Raw genomic sequence first — 16,815 nt, forward strand, 5'->3', positions numbered from 1 at the left:
GCCCATGACCACATCGGCAATGCCGCCGGATGTATCTGGATTTGGACGCGTCACCCAAATTGCTTGGGTTACTGATGATCTCGATGCCACGGAAGCCATGCTCAGCGCCGTGTTCGGGGTCAAGAAATGGACGCGAATTCCAGATGTGCACTTTGGCCCCGAGACGTGTACGTACCGGGGTGCACCGGCCGATTTCACGGCGACCATCGCGCTGAGCTATCTCGACGACATGCAGCTCGAGCTGATTCTCCCGGTCAGCGGGACGAGCATCTACACCGAGTTTCTCGAGCGCAATTCCGCGGGTCTGCATCACGTGTGTGTCGAGCCGCCCGATCTCGACGTGGCGCTCGACCACGCCACCTCCCAGGGTATGGAGGTGGTGCAGGACGGCGTGATGCCCGGCGGTATGCGATTTGCCTATCTGTCGGCACCGGCGGCCGCCCTTCCGTACATGGAACTGGTCTTCGTCCCGCCCGAGATCCGGGCGTTCTACGACTACATCAAGAATGAGCAGGCATGAGTGCAGCGATTCCGGAAACCGTAGCGGTCCAAGACATCACCGAATGGTCCGACGAGGTCGACGTACTGGTCATCGGCTTTGGGATGGGCGGCGGATGCGCCGCTGTCTCGGCCGCCGAGGCGGGCGCGCAGGTTTTGGCGCTCGAACGTGCCGCCTCCGCGGGCGGCACCACCGCGATGGCGGGTGGGCACTTTTACCTCGGCGGCGGCACCGCTGTTCAGCAAGCCACTGGGCATGCGGACAGCGCCGACGAGATGTACAAGTACCTGATGGCGGTGTCTCCCGATCCGGACCCAGAGAAGATCCGCCTGTACTGCGACGGTAGCGTCGAACATTTCAATTGGCTTGAGGCACTGGGCTTTCAATTCGAACGCAGCTTCTATCCGGAGAAGGCCGTCATTCAGCCCAATACCGAAGGACTGATGTTCACCGGGAACGAGCTGGTGTGGCCCTACCGTGACGAAGCCATCCCGGCGCCCCGGGGGCACAAGGTGCCCAAGCCCGGCGACACCGGCGGTGCGGGCATGGTCGTGGAACTACTCGCCCAACGTGCCGCCGAGCTCGGTATACCGATCCGATACGAGACCGGCGCGACCGCGCTCATTCTCGACGAGGGGGGAGCGGTGGTGGGTGTGACATGGAAACACTTCACCGAAACCGGTGCGATACGCGCCAAATCGGTGATCATCGCGGCCGGAGGATTTGTGATGAACCCCGCCATGGTGGCCGAATACACCCCCAAGCTCGCCGAGAAGCCGTTCGTGCTGGGCAGCACCTACGACGACGGGCTGGGCATCAGGCTCGGGGTGTCCGCGGGGGGCGCGACCCGCAACATGAATCAAATTTTCGTGACAGCTCCCGTGTATCCGCCGTCGGGACTGCTGACCGGGATCATCGTGAACAAGAACGGGGAGCGGTTCGTCTCCGAGGATTCCTACCATTCCCGGACCTCTGGATTCGTGATGGATCAGGTGGATAGTGCCGCGTATCTGATTGTCGACTCCGAGCACATGGACCGGCCGACACTGCCACTGACTCCCTTCATTGATGGTTGGGAGACCGTCGCGGAAATGGAAGCAGCCCTGGGTATCCCGGCCGGAAACCTGGACAAGACGCTGCAACGCTACAACGAGTACGCCGCCAAGGGTGAGGATCCAGACTTCCACAAACACCCGAAATACCTTGCCGCGCAGGGGACTGGTCCCTGGGGCGCATTCGATCTCACCCTCGGCAAAGCGATGTACGCCGGTTTCACACTCGGTGGCCTGCGGACCGACGCCGACGGTCGGGTGCTCACCGAATCCGGAGAGGCGATTCCGGGCCTGTATGCCGCGGGTGCCAGCGCGTCGAACATTGCTCAGGACGGTAAGGGCTACAGCAGTGGAACCAGGCTCGGCGAAGCCTCGTTCTTCGGCCGGCGGGCGGGTTCACACGCGTCAGTGCGGGTATCGGTCGCCTAGACGGAGCGCCTGCGCTATGTGAGGCCGGTCACAAAAGTGCATCAAATGCCCGCTCGTATGGGTAGCCGGTGGGCCCTGGTGTGCCCGTCGCCTAGGCTGGGCGCAACGGAAAGGTGACTCCAATGGCGGAGGTCTATACCAGCAACGGGAATCGGCCCGCGCCGACCCGCAAGATCCGCAAGCTGGCCAACGTCGCACTCAATATCGACGGGACCGTCGGGCACATCGAATCGATGGCCGTCGAGGTACACGACCTGACCGACAGGGTCGGTTCGATGTTGGATCACCTGGACTCGAGCCTGGAACGGTTGGACGATTCCCTGGACTCGCTGAACCTCACGCTGAACAACCTGGCGGAGACGACATCGACCCTGGCCAACACGATGACCAGCCTCGAAACCCTCATCGATGTCGTCAATCCACTCATCCGGGTGCTCAGGGTCGCGTTGTATCCGACGAAGATCGTGCTGGATTTCGCCGATGACCGGATCGCTCAGATTGAACGCGCCCTGCGCTGACCCCTTCGCGCACGGCTCGCCGTTACCGCGCTGATCATTCCCGGCCGCTCCCGGGCATTCGATTAACATACATACCAGTTTGTCGGTAATGTCTCACCGACGTACGACCGGTGAGGACGGGAGGGAGTGGCGGTGAGCGATACGTCCGATGAGTCTCGACGGCCCCGGAAACTGGATCCGGTCTCCGCCGAGGTTCAGTTCGATCGATTGGCGGCGACGGCCGGTCAGCTCCTCAAGGCGGGATCGCGAATACTGAGTCAGCGACCGACGGAGCGCGACCTGCGCCAGGTGGTGGCCAAGGAGATGCGCAGGTCATTTGCCGAACTTGGGCCCGCCTACGTCAAATTCGGCCAGCTCATCGCCTCGTCACCGGGGATGTTCCCCGAGGACCTCTCGGCGGAGTTCCGATCGCTGCTCGATCAAGTGCCACCCGCCGACCCTCAGACGATTCGCTCCATGTTGAGTAACGAGCTCGGCGCGTCGCCGGAGAATGTATTCGGCTCATTCGACGAGGTCCCGTTCGCGTCGGCGTCGATTGCCCAGGTGCACAGGGCGACATTGAAGGACGGCACCGCGGTTGTCGTGAAGATACAACGCCCCGCGATCCGCACCCGCCTCGCGGCCGACCTGCAGATTCTCAAACAGATCGCCCGGGGTCTCGAACTGACCGAGATGGGCCGGATGTCGAACATCTATGAGGTGATGCGGGACTTTGAGTCGAACCTCGCCGAGGAACTGGATTTCAGCCTGGAAGCTCGGGCCATGCGAGATTGGACCGCTGGGCTTGCGGGCTCCAGGTATGCGTCGAAGGTGCGTGTCCCCGAAATCTATTCGGATCTCTGCACCGACAAGGTGCTCACCATGGAGTATGTCGAGGGCATCAGGATTGATGATGCGGACGCGATTCGGGCGGCGGGGTTCGACGGACCCGAAGTGGTGAAGACCCTGATGCTCACACTGTTCGATTCCGCGTTCACCGCCGGAACCTTCCATGGTGATCTGCATGCCGGGAACCTCATGGTGGATCCGCACGGACGAATCGTGTTCTTGGACTTCGGGATTGTTGGCCGCCTTGATCAGCGGACGCGCAAGACACTGCGTGAGCTGATCGGCGCACTCATCCTCGAACCCGATGACGAGGCGGCGGCGCGCACGCTGATCAAACTCGGGGCGATCGATGCCCATGCGGACCCGGCCAGGGTCGCTGAGTCACTTCGGAAGGTCACCCGCCCCATGGGTACCTCGTTGGGCAAGATCTCCTACGGGACCATCGGCCGCCAGCTCACCGCCCTGGGGCGCGAACATGACGCCATCCTTCCCAAGGAGTTCATCCTGGTCGGCAAGCAGCTGCTCTATGTCGAGCGCTACACCAAACTGCTTGCGCCCGACTGGCAGCCGGTGGGCGATCCGGAGATCCTCACCTACTTCGGCACCTTGATAGCGGAGTATCAACAGGCCCGCGAAGAAATCAAGCACAGCAAGAACGACACGGACGGGCTCGGAGAATGACACGTACCGCCGGTAGCCCAGCACGCTCAAGCACGCGTCCCCAGCGTGCCGAGCGGCGGACCCAGGAGGAACGCAGCGCGGCCATGCGTGGCCGGCTGCTCGATGCCACGGTGGACTGCCTGGTCAAGTATGGATACGCGGGGACCACGACTACCCGCGTCGCGCAACGTGCCGGTGTCACGCGGGGCGCGTTGGTGCACCACTTCCAATCGAAATCCGAGCTTCTCGGAGAATCAGTGCGACACTTGGCGTTCAGGCAGGGGCAGGAGATCCTTTCCGAACTCATCGCGCTGGACCGCGACAGCGATGCCGACTTCATCAGCCGCTGCCTCGATGCGCTCTGGCGCATGCACCAGGGGTCGATGTTCATCGCGACCATGGAACTCTGGATCGCTGCCCGCACCGATGCAGAACTATCTGCGCAGATGGATCAGTTCGAATTCATTGTGATGCAGCAATTTTCCACCCTGGGGCAATCGGTGAGCCAGACCGATGAAGAGCTGCGTGTCATTCGCAACATCACACTGACGGCGATGGATGCCGTGCGGGGAATCCTGGTCAACAGCATGACGGCGCCGCAGGAGGTTCGCGACCAACGCTGGGCCCGGGCCAAGGCGATGTTGTTGAACATCGTCGAGTCGCCCGCGGTAGGTGCACCGCTCGACTCGGCTCTGCGCACAATCGACCCCGGAAAGCTGAGCCTTTCCGACTAGAGTTCAGCTGCCGCGCACCGGCTGCCGTGCCGCCGCGTCCTCCAGGCGCGACTGCTCGGCCGCAATGACCATGTTGCCGAAGTACCCGATGAACGACGGATCGGCGAGCAGTGCCCAGTCGGGGGCCAGTAGCTTCATGTAGCGCTCGACATAGAGCAGCTGTTTGGAGATCAGCACCAGCTCGCGGGGCAGCCGCACGTCGTATTCCTTGGCCAGCACGGCCAACTGCTTGCCCAACTGGCCGTACTCAATGGCCGAGAGTTTGGACTGCTGCAGCGGGCTCGTGAAGTTGGAAATCGTCTTGGCGGCAGTCGTCGAATCGGCTACCTTGCCCCGGTCGCCGATCGCGCCCAGCTTGTAGATGCCCCTGGCCACGGCCGCGTGGTCGTTCTTCACGAACAGATCGACCATGATCTCGGTGAAGATCTTGCGGCTGCGGTCGTCGATGCGCCCGACGATGCCGAAGTCGAGAAACACGATCCGGCCGTCGGAGTCCACCAACAAATTGCCGGCATGCAGATCTCCGTGGAAGAGGCCCTTGTGAAAGCCCGTTTCGAACAGTGAATAGACGATCGCCTTGACCAACGCGACGCCGTCGAAGCCTGCCGCGGCCAGCTCGGTGATGTTGTCGATGCGGATGCCTTGGACATACTCCATCGTGAGCACCCGCTCGGTGGTGTACTCCCAAAACACCTTGGGGACGCGCACCTTGTCGCCGTATTCGGTATCGGCAAGACTGGCGATCCACTGTTCCATCGCGTGCCCCTCGGCCGCGAAATCCAGCTCTTCGTTGAGGTTCTGCTCAAAGTCCTCGACCACCTCTATGGCGTTGGTGGCCCGGCCCAGATCGGTTTTGACGATCAAGCGCGCGAGTCGCCCGATGATGCGCACGTCGGCGGCAAGCCGGGTACGGATCTTCGGGCGCTGAATCTTGACCACCACCCGTTCACCGGATTTGAGGGTGGCGTGGTGAACCTGGGCAATGGATGCCGAGGCGAACGGATGCTCGTCGAAAGTGGCGAATATCGTTGCCGGATCGGCACCCAACTGTTCTCGCACGGTCTGGCGAATCAACTGCGAGGAGGCCGGTGGCACCCTGTCGAGCAGTGTCCGGAACTCGTTGGAGAGTGTTTCGGGGAAGACTCCGGGGGAGGAGGCGATGAGCTGGCCGAGTTTGACGTAGGTGGGGCCCATGAGGGCGAAGGTGCGCCGCAGCTCATGCGCGGCGCGCACCTCCAGGGATCTTCCACGCCGCGGTTTGACCAGCAATCGCGCGCCCGATCCGGCCAGCCGGGAGACTGTCAGGCCAAAACGCCCGGCCTCCACGCGCAGTGGCGGCTGACGCAGTCTGACTCGCGGACGGGTGATCTCGAGATCTATCGTTGCGCCGGCAGGACGCGAATCTGCCCCCGCCGACGGTGGCTCCGAGGTAGATTCCGGGATGACGGGCTGTTGTTTCCCGTTCTCGGACAGTTCGGCAGCGAGGGGCGCCGCGTCGTTGCCCGCGCCCTCGGGGGTGCTCATGAGCGCCACTGTAATACATACGAGCACAGTTGTATGTAACGTGCGCCGGGCTACCGCTGAGTAGCTGTCGAATCCCGCGCCAACACCCACAGGCCTGTCGGTATTTCACCCATGTATACCTGCAATTTGTCGGCGCAATAGGCCAGATCTGCGGAAATTGCATCTTACATACACGAGGGTATGTATGTTACGTTCGAAACCGTTGGCAACAATCCGTATCAGACCACTGACAAAGGAGTCTTTCGCCCATGTCTGAGCTGCACTCCAGCATCGACCTCCCGTACAGCATCGACAAGCTCTGGTCGGTGTTGCCGGACCTCAACAAGTACGACGAATGGATGACCATTCACACCGGATTCAAGGGCGACGTACCCGCGATCGAGGACATCAAGGTCGGCACCAAGTTCTCCGAGATCGTGACCCTGATGGGCATGGCGAACACCGTCGAATGGACTGTGCAGGAGTTCACCCCGGCCGACGAGGTGCTGTCCGCCAAGCGGGGTGCCTTCAAGCTGGGCGGCACCGGTATGGCGGGGGTCGAGGCCGTCATCAAGTCCAGCGTCGAAGAGATCGACGCCGACAACACCCGCGTGAACGTGGACTCGTCCTTCACCGGTCAGATGCTGACCGGAGCGATCGGTACCGCCATCGACAAGGCGGTGCAGGAGGAACTCGAAAACTCTGTTGCCCGGCTCAAGGAATTGCTGGCCAAGGAGCTCGGGTAGTCGCCCGCGTCCGCACGAACCACTTTCACGGAAAGAAAGCAGGACACATGCTCGACTGGTCACCCATCGACCTAGCGGTGCGCGACGCCGTTCGACAGTTCATCGACAAAGAGGTGCGCCCGCACGTGGATGCCCTGGAGTCCGGAGAGATGGAGCCGTACCCCATCATCCGGAAGATGTTCGCCACCTTCGGCATTGACGCTCTCGCCAAGGAGGGGCTGCAGAAGCAAATCGAGAAGAAGAAGGCCCGCGAGGCCGCACTCGCAGCGGGAGAGCAGCCCGCGGAATCCAAGAAGTCCGACGGCGGCGGGGCCATGGGACTCGCCGGCGGATCGGCCGGCATGGGCTTCGTCCTCACCAGCGAGATCTCGCGAGTCTGCATGGGTCTGGTCACCGGTATGGGCGTCAGCATGGGACTGACGGTGCCGACGATCGCTTCACGCGGCACCGCAGCGCAGATGGAGTGCTGGCTGCCCGAACTGGTCACCTACGAGAAGGTGGGTGCCTGGGCCATCACCGAACCCGATTCGGGCTCGGACGCGTTCGGCGGCATGAAGACCTACGTGACACGCGACGGTGAGGACTACATCCTCAACGGCCAGAAGACCTTCATCACCAACGGCCCCGACGCGGATGTGATTGTGGTCTACGCGAAGCTGAACGAAGGCGCCGGAAAGGATTCCGTTGATCCGCGGGATCGCAAGGTGCTCACCTTCGTGCTGGACAAGGGCATGGAAGGCTTCACGCAGTCGAAACCCTTCCGCAAGATGGGTATTCACAGCTCCCGCACCGGCCAGCTGTTCTTCGAGAACGTGCGATTGGGCAAGGACCGGCTGCTCGGCGAGACCGAGACCAATGATCAAGGCGACGGTCGCGACAGTGCGCGTGCCAACTTCTCGATGGAACGCATCGGAGTGGCGGCACTGGCGCTCGGTGTCATCGAGGAGTGCCTGCGCTTGTCGCTGGACTATGCCAAGTCGCGCACCTTGTGGGGCAAGGAGATCGCTCAGTTCCAGCTCATCCAGCTCAAACTGGCCAAGATGGAGGTGGCCCGGCTCAACGTGCGCAACATGCTGTTCCATGCCATCGAGAGCCTGTCGGAGAACAAGACGCCTTCTCTGGCCGAGGCCTCGGCGATCAAGCTCTACTGTTCGGAGGCGGCCACCGACGTCGCGATGGACGCCGTGCAACTCTTCGGCGGCAACGGCTACATGACCGAGTACCGCGTCGAACAACTCGCGCGTGACGCCAAGTCCCTGATGATTTACGCCGGCAGCAACGAGGTGCAGATCACCCACATAGCCAAGGGGTTGTTGGCGGACAAAGCGCGGTAAATCGACTCGACACGCGCGCACCCCCGTATCAAGCTGGGGCGATGCGGGCGCACCTTCACGAGGATGTGGCGGAGTACTGGGCCGCGGTCGGCTCGCTGTACTCCGCCGATCCCGTGTTACACACCCTTGAGCTCCACGTCGCGGCGCGGCTTCGGCATGTGGACCCCGATGCCGCTCGGGTTCTGGTGACGGTCACCGACCACGAGTGTCTCGTGGGCGCCGCGCTCGGCACCGATCAGGGACTTATCTGCAATGCTGTCCCCGCTGCGGGAGTTGGCATGACAGTGAAACTATTGGCAGACAACGCTATTCAGTTGCCCTCGGTGCGTGGATCGCGTGAAGTGACCTTGGCGGTGGCCGACGCCTGGATATCGGCCACCGGAGCCACGGTCCGCGCCACCACTGATGAGCGGCTCTATCGCCTTGTGGACCTCGTACTGCCCCGTGTGCCGGGTGACTCCCGGCTGATTGCCGCGGGCTCGTCCGAGGCTCTGGTGCCGTGGAGCATCGAATACGGCACGGAGACGTTCGGCATCCAGAAGCCCGCCGCCGAGGTGCGCCGTTGGCTCGCGGGGTCCTACCAATTGGGAGATGTCTACCTACAGTGGGAACGAGGCGGGACACCGGTCGCGATGGCGGGTGTGCGGGCGCCCATCGCCGGGGTGTCCCGAATCGGCCCCGTCTACACCCCGCCGCCGTACCGGGGCCAGGGCTACGGCAGCGCAGTCACCGCGGCCGCCTGCGAATGGGCCTACCGGGCAGGGGCCGAAGAGGTTGTTCTGACCACTGACCTGGACAACCCGACCTCCAATTCGATATATCGCAAGCTCGGATTCCGGGCAGTCTCCGATTCGGTGATCGTCGAGTTCACCTGACAGTGCTCATCGGGGGCCTCCTGGCCCCTGACGTACCGTGTGCATGTGCGCAAGTCGAACACCGCCTCACGGTTCACCGGGAAGTTCTGGAAGCTGCTCGGTGCCGCTACCGACAAGAACCAAAGCCAGTCGCTGGCCCTCGTGGACGCCTCGAAGAAGTATGACGAGAAGGCCAAGGACCTCACCGACGAGCAGCTCACCAAGGCGGCGAAGAAACTCGATCTCACCGAGGGCCTCGAGTCCAAGGACATCGGCCAGTTCCTCGCGATCGTGCGTGAGGCCGCCGAACGCACCATCGACGAGCGCCCATTCGACGTTCAGCTGCTGGGTGCGCTGCGCATGCTGGACGGCGACGTCATCGAGATGGCCACGGGTGAGGGCAAGACCTTGACCGGTGCGATCACCGCCGCCGGATACGCGCTGGGCGGGCGCAGTGTGCACGTCATCTCCGTCAACGACTACCTGGCCCGGCGCGACGCCGAATGGATGGGGCCGTTCCTGGAGCGCATGGGCCTGACGGTCGGGTGGATCACCGAGGAATCGACCGCCGAGGAGCGCCGCAAGGCCTACGCCTGCGACGTCACCTACGGGTCGGTCAACGAAATCGGTTTCGACGTGCTGCGTGACCAGCTGGCCATTGACGTCGACGACCTGGTGTCGCCGAGCCCCGACGTGGCCGTGGTCGACGAGGCCGACTCGGTGCTCGTGGACGAGGCACTGGTTCCCCTGGTGCTGGCGGGTACCAGCCATCGGGAAGCGCCGAGCTCTGAGGTCATCGAAGCGGTACGCGAGCTGATCGCCGGAGAGGACTACGAGGCCGACAACGATCGCCGCAATATCTTCCTCACCGACACCGGTGCCCGGAAGCTGGAGAAGCAGCTGGGAAATATCGACCTGTATTCCGAACATCATGTCGGAACCACCCTGACCGAGGTCAACGTCGCGCTGCACGCCCATGTGCTCCTGGAGCGCGATGTCCACTACATCGTGCGCGACGGCGCCGTGCATCTCATCAACTCCTCACGCGGGCGCATCGCGGCCCTGCAGCGCTGGCCCGACGGCCTGCAAGCGGCCGTCGAAGCCAAAGAAGGAATCGAAACCACCGATACCGGTGAGGTTCTCGACACCATCACCGTGCAGGCGCTCATCAACCGCTACCCGCGGGTCAGCGGCATGACCGGTACAGCGCTCGCGGCCGGCGAACAGCTGCGGCAGTTCTACAAACTGGGTGTCTCACCGATCCCGCCCAACACGCCGAACATTCGTGAAGACCAGCCCGACCGCGTGTACATCACCGAGGCAAGCAAGAACGACGCCATCGTCGCGCATATCGCCGAGATCCACGCCACCGGTCAGCCGGTGCTCGTCGGCACCCATGACGTCGCCGAATCCGAGGCGCTGCATCACCGTCTGGTGCGGGCCGGAGTTCCCGCGGTGGTGCTGAACGCCAAGAACGATGCCGAAGAAGCCCGCGTCATCGCCGAGGCCGGAGCCCTCAAGGCCGTCACGGTGTCGACGCAGATGGCCGGCCGGGGTACCGATATCCGCCTCGGCGGCTCCGATGAGACCGACTACGACGCCGTCGTCGAGGCTGGCGGGCTGCACGTCGTCGGCACCGGGCGGCACCGCACCGAACGACTCGACAACCAGTTGCGTGGACGCGCGGGGCGCCAGGGCGACCCGGGATCGTCGGTCTTCTTCTCCAGCTGGGAGGACGAGGTGGTTGTGGCACATCTGGATTCGGCCAAGCTGCCCACCGAAACCGATGAGAACGGTCGGATAGTCAGCCCCAAGGCGGGCGGCCTCATCGACCACGCCCAGCGCGTGGCCGAGGGCGCGATGCTTGACCTGCACGCCAACACCTGGCGATACAACCAACTGATCGCTCAGCAGCGTGCGATCATTTCCGATCGCCGGGATACCTTGTTGCGCACCGACACCGCCCGCAAGGAGCTTCAGGAGCGCTCCCCGGAGCGCTATGACGAGCTGGCCGAGGAACTTTCCGAAGAGTGGCTGGAGCGCATCTCGCGGCAGATCATGCTGTATCACCTGGATCGGGGCTGGGCCGACCATCTGGCCTACCTCTCGGACGTGCGCGAGAGCATTCACCTGCGCGCACTGGGACGCCAGAACCCGATCGACGAATTCCACCGGCTGGCTGTCGATGCCTTCGCGTCGCTGGCCGCCGACGCCGTGGAGGCCGCCCAGCAGACCTTCGAGACCGCGAATCTGGTTGACGAGGAACAGGGATTGGATCTGTCGAAGCTCGCCCGGCCGACCTCGACGTGGACGTACATGATCCACGACGACCCGCGCAAGAACGACAGCCTCTCGATCCTGAACCTGCCCGGCGTCTTCAGCTGACGACAGGCCGCCCATTTGCGCGGGGTATCGCTTCGCGAATATGAGAGGCTGGCCGGATGGGAACCGCGGAACCGTCCACCGGAGACGACCGGATAGTGACGGTCCCCAACCTGCTGAGCGTCATTCGGCTGGCATTCATCCCACTGTTCCTGTACCTGCTGCTGGTCAGGCATGCCGACGGGTGGGCGGTGGCCATCTTGATGCTCAGCGGGTTCACCGACTGGGCCGACGGCAAGATCGCCCGGCTGATGAATCAGTCGTCGCACCTCGGGACACTGCTGGATCCGGCCGCGGATCGCCTCTACATGGTGACCACGCCGATAGCCTTCGCCATCCGGGACATCGTGCCATGGTGGATCGTGATCACCCTGCTGGCACGCGATCTCATTCTCACCCTGGGGCTACCCGTCGTGCGCCGACGTGGAATCGAGGCACTGCCGGTCATCTACATCGGCAAGGCCGCCACCTTCGCACTGATGTCGGCATTTCCGCTCATCCTGATCGGTGAATGGGACTCCTTGTGGGGCAGAGTGATCGGTCCATGCGGGTGGGCGTTCCTCATCTGGGGCTTGGGCATGTACTTGTGGACGTTCGTGCTCTACGTCGCGCAGATCGTGATGATCGTGCGACGACTGCCGAAGGTGGACACCTGACATGGACGCACAGGACACCTCGGCGAACGGCAAAGAGCCCCAGATACACGGCACCGGCCCGCACCTCATGGGTGGTTTCGAGCCGGAGGAGGGGCTGGGCCACCACAGCGCCAACCGGCCCAAGCGCAATCCGGTGCCCTCGCTACTGCGCACATTGCTTTCCGATCATCTGGACGCCGGATATCTGGAGGCCGCCCAGGCCCGCAAGAACGGGGCCAAGCCGCGCTCGCGGCTGGCCGAATGGGGCTGGCAGGCAATCGCGGCCATCGCCATCGCGGTGGTCTTTGCCGCGGCAGTCGCTCAGACCACGCGTATCGCCCCCGGCATGAAGCAGGAGAAGCAGGGCCTACTGGCCAGCATCCGCAGTGAACAGCGCGATTCCGGCGCGCTGGAGTCCACCCGCGACCGGCTCTCGTCCGAGGTCGCCGGCGCGCGGCGCAGTCAGCTGGAAGGCAATGAACAGGGTAAGGAACTCCTGAATCGGTTGGACCAGTTGGGCCTTGCCGCGGCGTCCACGGAGGTGCGCGGGCCCGCGCTCGTCGTCACGCTGGCCGATCCCGGCAGCGGCGGTGATCTCTCGGATGTCTCCAAGGAGCGCATACCGCGCAGCCAGCAGGTCATCCTGGACAGGGATATGCAGCTCGTCGTGAATTCGCTCTGGACCAGTGGCGCAGAGGCGATTTCGGTCTCCGATGTGCGAATCGGCCCGAACGTGACGATGCGGCAGGCCGGGGGAGCGATCCTGGTCGACAACCAGCCCACGAGCTCCCCCTATCGGATCGTGGCGATCGGCCCGGCTAATACCATCAAGTCCGCGTTCGAGCGCAGTCCGGGGATGGCCCGAATGCGGTTGCTGCAGAAGTCGTATGGCATTCGACTCACCCTCGCTACCCAGGAGAACGTGCAGATGGCCCCGGCGGCCAGTCGGGATGTCAAATACGCCAAAGAGATTCCGGCGGGCAACCGGTGAGGTGGACCCGACCGTGATGTGGAGAGGAAGTGGACGATGATCGGCATAGTCGCGCTGGCGATCGGCGTGGTACTGGGGTTGGTGTTTCACCCGAACGTGCCTGATGCTGTCGCCCCGTACTTGCCGATCGCAGTGGTAGCGGCGCTCGACGCACTCTTCGGCGGCGCGCGGGCCTACCTGGACCAGATATTCGATTCGAAGGTCTTTGTGGTCTCCTTCGTATTCAACGTCCTGGTGGCGGCACTGATCGTTTTCGTGGGTGACCAGCTCGGAGTCGGCACCCAGCTATCGACAGCCATCATCGTCGTTCTCGGCATCCGAATCTTCGGTAATGCTGCCGCCCTGCGGCGCAGGTTGTTTGGGGCGTGAGCCAGTGAACCAATCCCATCCTGGACAGCCCGACCCGCGGCTCGAATCGCACCCCGGCAAACACGAGATGCCCAAGACGCGCCGGCCACCGACGCGCAGCCAGATCACTTTCGGAGTACTGGGTGTGGCCCTGTGCGCGCTCCTCGGCCTGGCGATCACCACCCAGGTGCGTCAAACCGAATCGGGCGACGGCCTGGACACCGCGCGGCCGGCCGACCTGCTCGTCCTCCTCGACTCGTTGCAGCAACGCGAGGCCAATCTCAACAAAGAGATCGCAGACCTGCAGCAAAGCCTAATCACCATGCGCGCCAGCGGAACCGGCAATCAGGCCGTGATCAACGATGCCAAGGCGCGGCTGTCGGCGCTGTCGATCATGGTGGGGACCGTGGGCGCGACCGGGCCCGGCGTCATCCTCACCATCAACGACCCCGGGCAGGGACTCGGTCCCGAGGCGCTGCTCGACATCGTCAACGAGCTGCGGGCGGCGGGAGCCGAGGCCATCGAGATCACGGCCGGCGACAAGTCGGTACGTATCGGGGTCGATTCGTGGATCATCGGCGCCCCCGGACAGCTGGTCGTGGACGGCACCACCCTGACACCCCCGTATTCGGTTCTGGCGATAGGTGATCCGCCGACACTCGCGGCGGCGATGAACATACCGGGCGGTGCCGTCGACACCGTCTCGCGGGTCGGCGGCAGCGTTACGATCGATCAGCCGGCGCGTGTAGACATCACCACCTTGCGAGAACCGAAACCTCGCCAATACGCTCAGCCCGGCAAGTAGCCCTGTGAGCCCAGCGGCTACACCGACCACTGACCGAGAGCAAGGACGACTCACCGTGACCGAAATTCCCGCCGATCTGCACTACACCGAGGAACACGAATGGGTGCGGCGCACCGGTGACACCACCGTGCGCATCGGAATCACCGACTACGCACAGTCGCAGCTCGGTGACGTGGTGTTTGTCCAGCTGCCGGATGTCGGCTCCGAGCTGACCGCGGGCTCCACGTTCGGTGAGGTGGAATCCACCAAATCGGTATCGGACCTGTTCGCGCCCATCACGGCGAAAGTCATTGCCGCGAATGGTGATTTGGATTCCGACCCACAGCTGGTCAATTCCGATCCCTACGGCGAGGGCTGGTTGGTTGATTTGGAAGCCGCCAGTGCGGCCGACCTGGACGCGGCTCTTAATGACCTCTTAGACGCATCGGGATATGGTGACGCCACCGACTAGGAGGACACCGGTTCTCCAACCAGTCCGGCGGCCATAATTTCGGGCAGACCACTGGCGGATACGGCAGAGGTGGCCCGTTACGGGCAGTCAGACGGTACGGTCGGAAATGAGCGGCAATGAGCGCTCGTCGTGAAGAGTACTGAGTTGACGAGCGCTGGCCGCGAAGGGCATGAGGGCAGATGAGGGTCGCGACGAGCATCAGGCTCAGCAAGATCCGCACTGACAATCGAATCCTCCCAGGGGCGAGGAAGAAGGAGCGATGGTGACCGATAACGACAAGGACGACACGTCAGGCGAGGTCACCGCGGAGACGACCTCGGTGTTCCGCGCCGATTTCGCTACCGAGCTTGAGGCGCCCGCCCAGGCCGGTGCCGACGTGTCTGGTGTCGAAGGATTGCCCGCCGGTTCGGCACTGTTGGTGGTCAAGCGCGGTCCCAACGCCGGGTCACGGTTTCTGCTCGATCAGGCCACCACGTCGGCCGGACGGCACCCCGATAGCGACATCTTCCTCGATGACGTCACGGTGAGCCGTCGTCACGCCGAATTCCGGCTTGACAGTGCCGAATTCCAGGTCGTCGATGTGGGCAGCTTGAACGGCACCTACGTCAACCGCGAGCCAGTCGATTCGGCCGTCCTCGCCAATGGTGACGAGGTGCAGATCGGAAAGTTTCGTCTGGTCTTCCTGACCGGGCCGAAGTCGGCCGGTGACGATTCCGCCTCGGGTGGCCAGTGACAGCTCCCGACCGGCCGGCTCTCACCGGAATGTCGATCGGGTCGGTACTCGACCTGTTGCGTCCGGAGTTTCCGGACGTCACGATCTCGAAGATTCGATTTCTGGAATCGGAGGGACTGGTTACCCCGTCGCGTAGCGCGTCGGGGTATCGCCGGTTTTCGGCCTATGACGCCGAACGGCTCCGCTTCATCCTGACCGCCCAGCGCGATCACTACCTGCCGTTGAAGGTGATCAAGGAGCAGCTCGATGCGCAGCCCGACGGGGCGCTGCCCGACCTGGCGGGTTTCTCGGGTGGACCGCGACTATTTGCCATCACCGATGGAGACGACACCAACGGTGTTGCCCGTCAAGGATTTCCGCCCTCCCGGCCCACCCGGCTGAGCCGCGAGGACCTGCTTTCGCGATCCGGTGCCGACGAGGTGCTGCTGACCTCGCTGATCAAGGCCGGGATCATCACGTCCGGACCGGGCGGTTTTTTCGACGAATACACGGTGCTGATCGTCCAGTGCGCCGCTGAGCTGGCCGATTACGGAGTCGAGCCACGGCACCTGCGCACCTTCAGGTCTGCCGTCGACCGCGAGACCGACCTGATCGCCCAGATAGTGGGCCCTACCGTCAAGGCCAACAAGGCGGGAGCCCGCGACCGCGCCGACGACCTGATCCGGGAAGTGGCGGCGCTGTCCATCGCCCTGCACGGGGCCATGATCAAGTCCGCGGTGCGCGGCGTCCTCGATCGCTGAGGACTAGACTCGCGGTACGACAGAAGTACTGGTGTTGGAGGCACGATGAGCGAAGTTCGAGTCGTGGGAATCCGCGTGGAACAGCCCCAGAACCAGCCGGTGTTGTTGCTGCGCGAGTCCGCGGGGGATCGTTACCTGCCCATTTGGATCGGCCAGTCGGAGGCGGCAGCCATCGCGCTGGAGCAACAGGGAGTGGAGCCCGCGCGGCCACTCACTCATGATCTGATCCGTGATCTGATTGCGGCCCTTGGGCATTCACTCAAGGAAGTCCGGATTGTGGACCTGCAGGAGGGCACCTTCTACGCGGACCTGATTTTCGACAGCGATATCCGGGTGTCGGCGCGTCCGTCGGATTCGGTGGCGATCGCGCTGCGTGTTGGGGTGCCGATCTACGTCGAGGAAGCGGTGCTCGCCGAGGCGGGCTTGATCATTCCCGACGAGGATGACGAGGACTCGGGCGGAGCGCTGCGCGAAGACGAAGTGGAGAAGTTCAAGGAATTCCTGGACAGTGTGTCGCCCGACGACTTCAAGGCCACGGAAGGCCCGTGACAGGGCCTTAAGTAACGACTAAGT

18 protein-coding genes are annotated in these 16,815 nt (G+C 63.5%); 17 read left to right on the forward strand and 1 reads right to left on the reverse strand.

The annotated features are described in order from the left end of the window. Positions 1-4: 4 nt before the first annotated feature. From MAB_RS12180 to MAB_RS12200, 5 genes are all read left to right on the forward strand, one after another. A complete protein-coding gene (locus MAB_RS12180; protein ID WP_005110894.1) occupies positions 5-520 on the forward strand; it encodes a VOC family protein in 516 nt (171 codons plus the stop codon). Continuing rightward, entirely contained in the window at positions 517-1,980 is a 1,464-nt protein-coding gene (locus MAB_RS12185) for an FAD-binding protein (protein ID WP_005079346.1), read from the forward strand. The genes MAB_RS12180 and MAB_RS12185 overlap by 4 nt, the downstream gene beginning before the upstream one ends. Positions 1,981-2,102: 122 nt before the next feature. Continuing rightward, positions 2,103-2,498: a hypothetical protein gene (locus tag MAB_RS12190; RefSeq protein ID WP_005058575.1), complete on the forward strand. Its 396-nt coding sequence runs from the start codon at positions 2,103-2,105 to the stop codon at positions 2,496-2,498. Positions 2,499-2,630: 132 nt separating this feature from the next. Continuing rightward, positions 2,631-4,007 (forward strand): ABC1 kinase family protein, encoded by a 1,377-nt coding sequence (locus MAB_RS12195; RefSeq protein ID WP_005115243.1) that lies wholly within the window; start codon positions 2,631-2,633, stop codon positions 4,005-4,007. Between the two features lie 83 nt (positions 4,008-4,090). Beyond that, positions 4,091-4,720, forward strand: coding sequence for a TetR/AcrR family transcriptional regulator (locus MAB_RS12200; protein ID WP_005058569.1), 630 nt, complete (start codon positions 4,091-4,093; stop codon positions 4,718-4,720). A gap of 3 nt (positions 4,721-4,723) precedes the next feature. Here the strand turns inward: MAB_RS12200 and MAB_RS12205 are convergent, their stop codons facing one another. Next, on the reverse strand, positions 4,724-6,244 hold the full coding sequence (locus MAB_RS12205) for an ABC1 kinase family protein (RefSeq protein WP_012296542.1): 1,521 nt from the start codon (positions 6,242-6,244) through the stop codon (positions 4,724-4,726). A 248-nt stretch (positions 6,245-6,492) separates the two neighbouring features. Here MAB_RS12205 and MAB_RS12210 point away from each other — a divergent pair, with 248 nt between their 5' ends. The 12 genes from MAB_RS12210 to MAB_RS12265 all read left to right on the forward strand — a co-directional run bounded on the left by MAB_RS12210 (position 6,493) and on the right by MAB_RS12265 (position 16,791). Continuing rightward, a complete protein-coding gene (locus tag MAB_RS12210; RefSeq protein ID WP_005058565.1) occupies positions 6,493-6,969 on the forward strand; it encodes a type II toxin-antitoxin system Rv0910 family toxin in 477 nt (158 codons plus the stop codon). A 47-nt stretch (positions 6,970-7,016) separates the two neighbouring features. Beyond that, entirely contained in the window at positions 7,017-8,303 is a 1,287-nt protein-coding gene (locus MAB_RS12215) for an acyl-CoA dehydrogenase family protein (RefSeq protein ID WP_005110899.1), read from the forward strand. A 41-nt stretch (positions 8,304-8,344) separates the two neighbouring features. Then, positions 8,345-9,178: a GNAT family N-acetyltransferase gene (locus MAB_RS12220; protein ID WP_005114349.1), complete on the forward strand. Its 834-nt coding sequence runs from the start codon at positions 8,345-8,347 to the stop codon at positions 9,176-9,178. A 39-nt stretch (positions 9,179-9,217) separates the two neighbouring features. Then, on the forward strand, positions 9,218-11,542 hold the full coding sequence (secA2, locus tag MAB_RS12225) for an accessory Sec system translocase SecA2 (protein WP_005110903.1): 2,325 nt from the start codon (positions 9,218-9,220) through the stop codon (positions 11,540-11,542). Positions 11,543-11,598: 56 nt separating this feature from the next. Further along, positions 11,599-12,195, forward strand: coding sequence for a CDP-alcohol phosphatidyltransferase family protein (locus MAB_RS12230; RefSeq protein ID WP_005079356.1), 597 nt, complete (start codon positions 11,599-11,601; stop codon positions 12,193-12,195). 1 nt (position 12,196) lies between these two features. Further along, entirely contained in the window at positions 12,197-13,165 is a 969-nt protein-coding gene (locus MAB_RS12235) for a DUF881 domain-containing protein (RefSeq protein ID WP_005079358.1), read from the forward strand. Between the two features lie 36 nt (positions 13,166-13,201). Next, positions 13,202-13,534 carry a small basic family protein gene (locus tag MAB_RS12240; RefSeq protein ID WP_005058551.1) on the forward strand — a complete coding sequence of 111 codons (333 nt, stop codon included), beginning with the start codon at positions 13,202-13,204 and terminating at the stop codon, positions 13,532-13,534. 4 nt (positions 13,535-13,538) lie between these two features. Next, positions 13,539-14,318, forward strand: coding sequence for a DUF881 domain-containing protein (locus MAB_RS12245; RefSeq protein ID WP_005110906.1), 780 nt, complete (start codon positions 13,539-13,541; stop codon positions 14,316-14,318). Between the two features lie 55 nt (positions 14,319-14,373). Then, positions 14,374-14,769 (forward strand): glycine cleavage system protein GcvH, encoded by a 396-nt coding sequence (gene gcvH, locus MAB_RS12250; protein ID WP_005079361.1) that lies wholly within the window; start codon positions 14,374-14,376, stop codon positions 14,767-14,769. 259 nt (positions 14,770-15,028) lie between these two features. Continuing rightward, a complete protein-coding gene (garA, locus tag MAB_RS12255) occupies positions 15,029-15,502 on the forward strand; it encodes a glycogen accumulation regulator GarA (RefSeq protein WP_005058543.1) in 474 nt (157 codons plus the stop codon). Further along, entirely contained in the window at positions 15,499-16,242 is a 744-nt protein-coding gene (gene ftsR / locus MAB_RS12260) for a transcriptional regulator FtsR (RefSeq protein ID WP_005058541.1), read from the forward strand. Before garA ends, ftsR begins: the two co-directional genes overlap by 4 nt. A gap of 45 nt (positions 16,243-16,287) precedes the next feature. Next, on the forward strand, positions 16,288-16,791 hold the full coding sequence (locus MAB_RS12265; RefSeq protein ID WP_005058539.1) for a bifunctional nuclease family protein: 504 nt from the start codon (positions 16,288-16,290) through the stop codon (positions 16,789-16,791). The last annotated feature ends 24 nt before the right edge of the window (positions 16,792-16,815 follow it).

The organism is Mycobacteroides abscessus ATCC 19977 (assembly GCF_000069185.1).
Classification (GTDB): domain Bacteria; phylum Actinomycetota; class Actinomycetes; order Mycobacteriales; family Mycobacteriaceae; genus Mycobacterium; species Mycobacterium abscessus.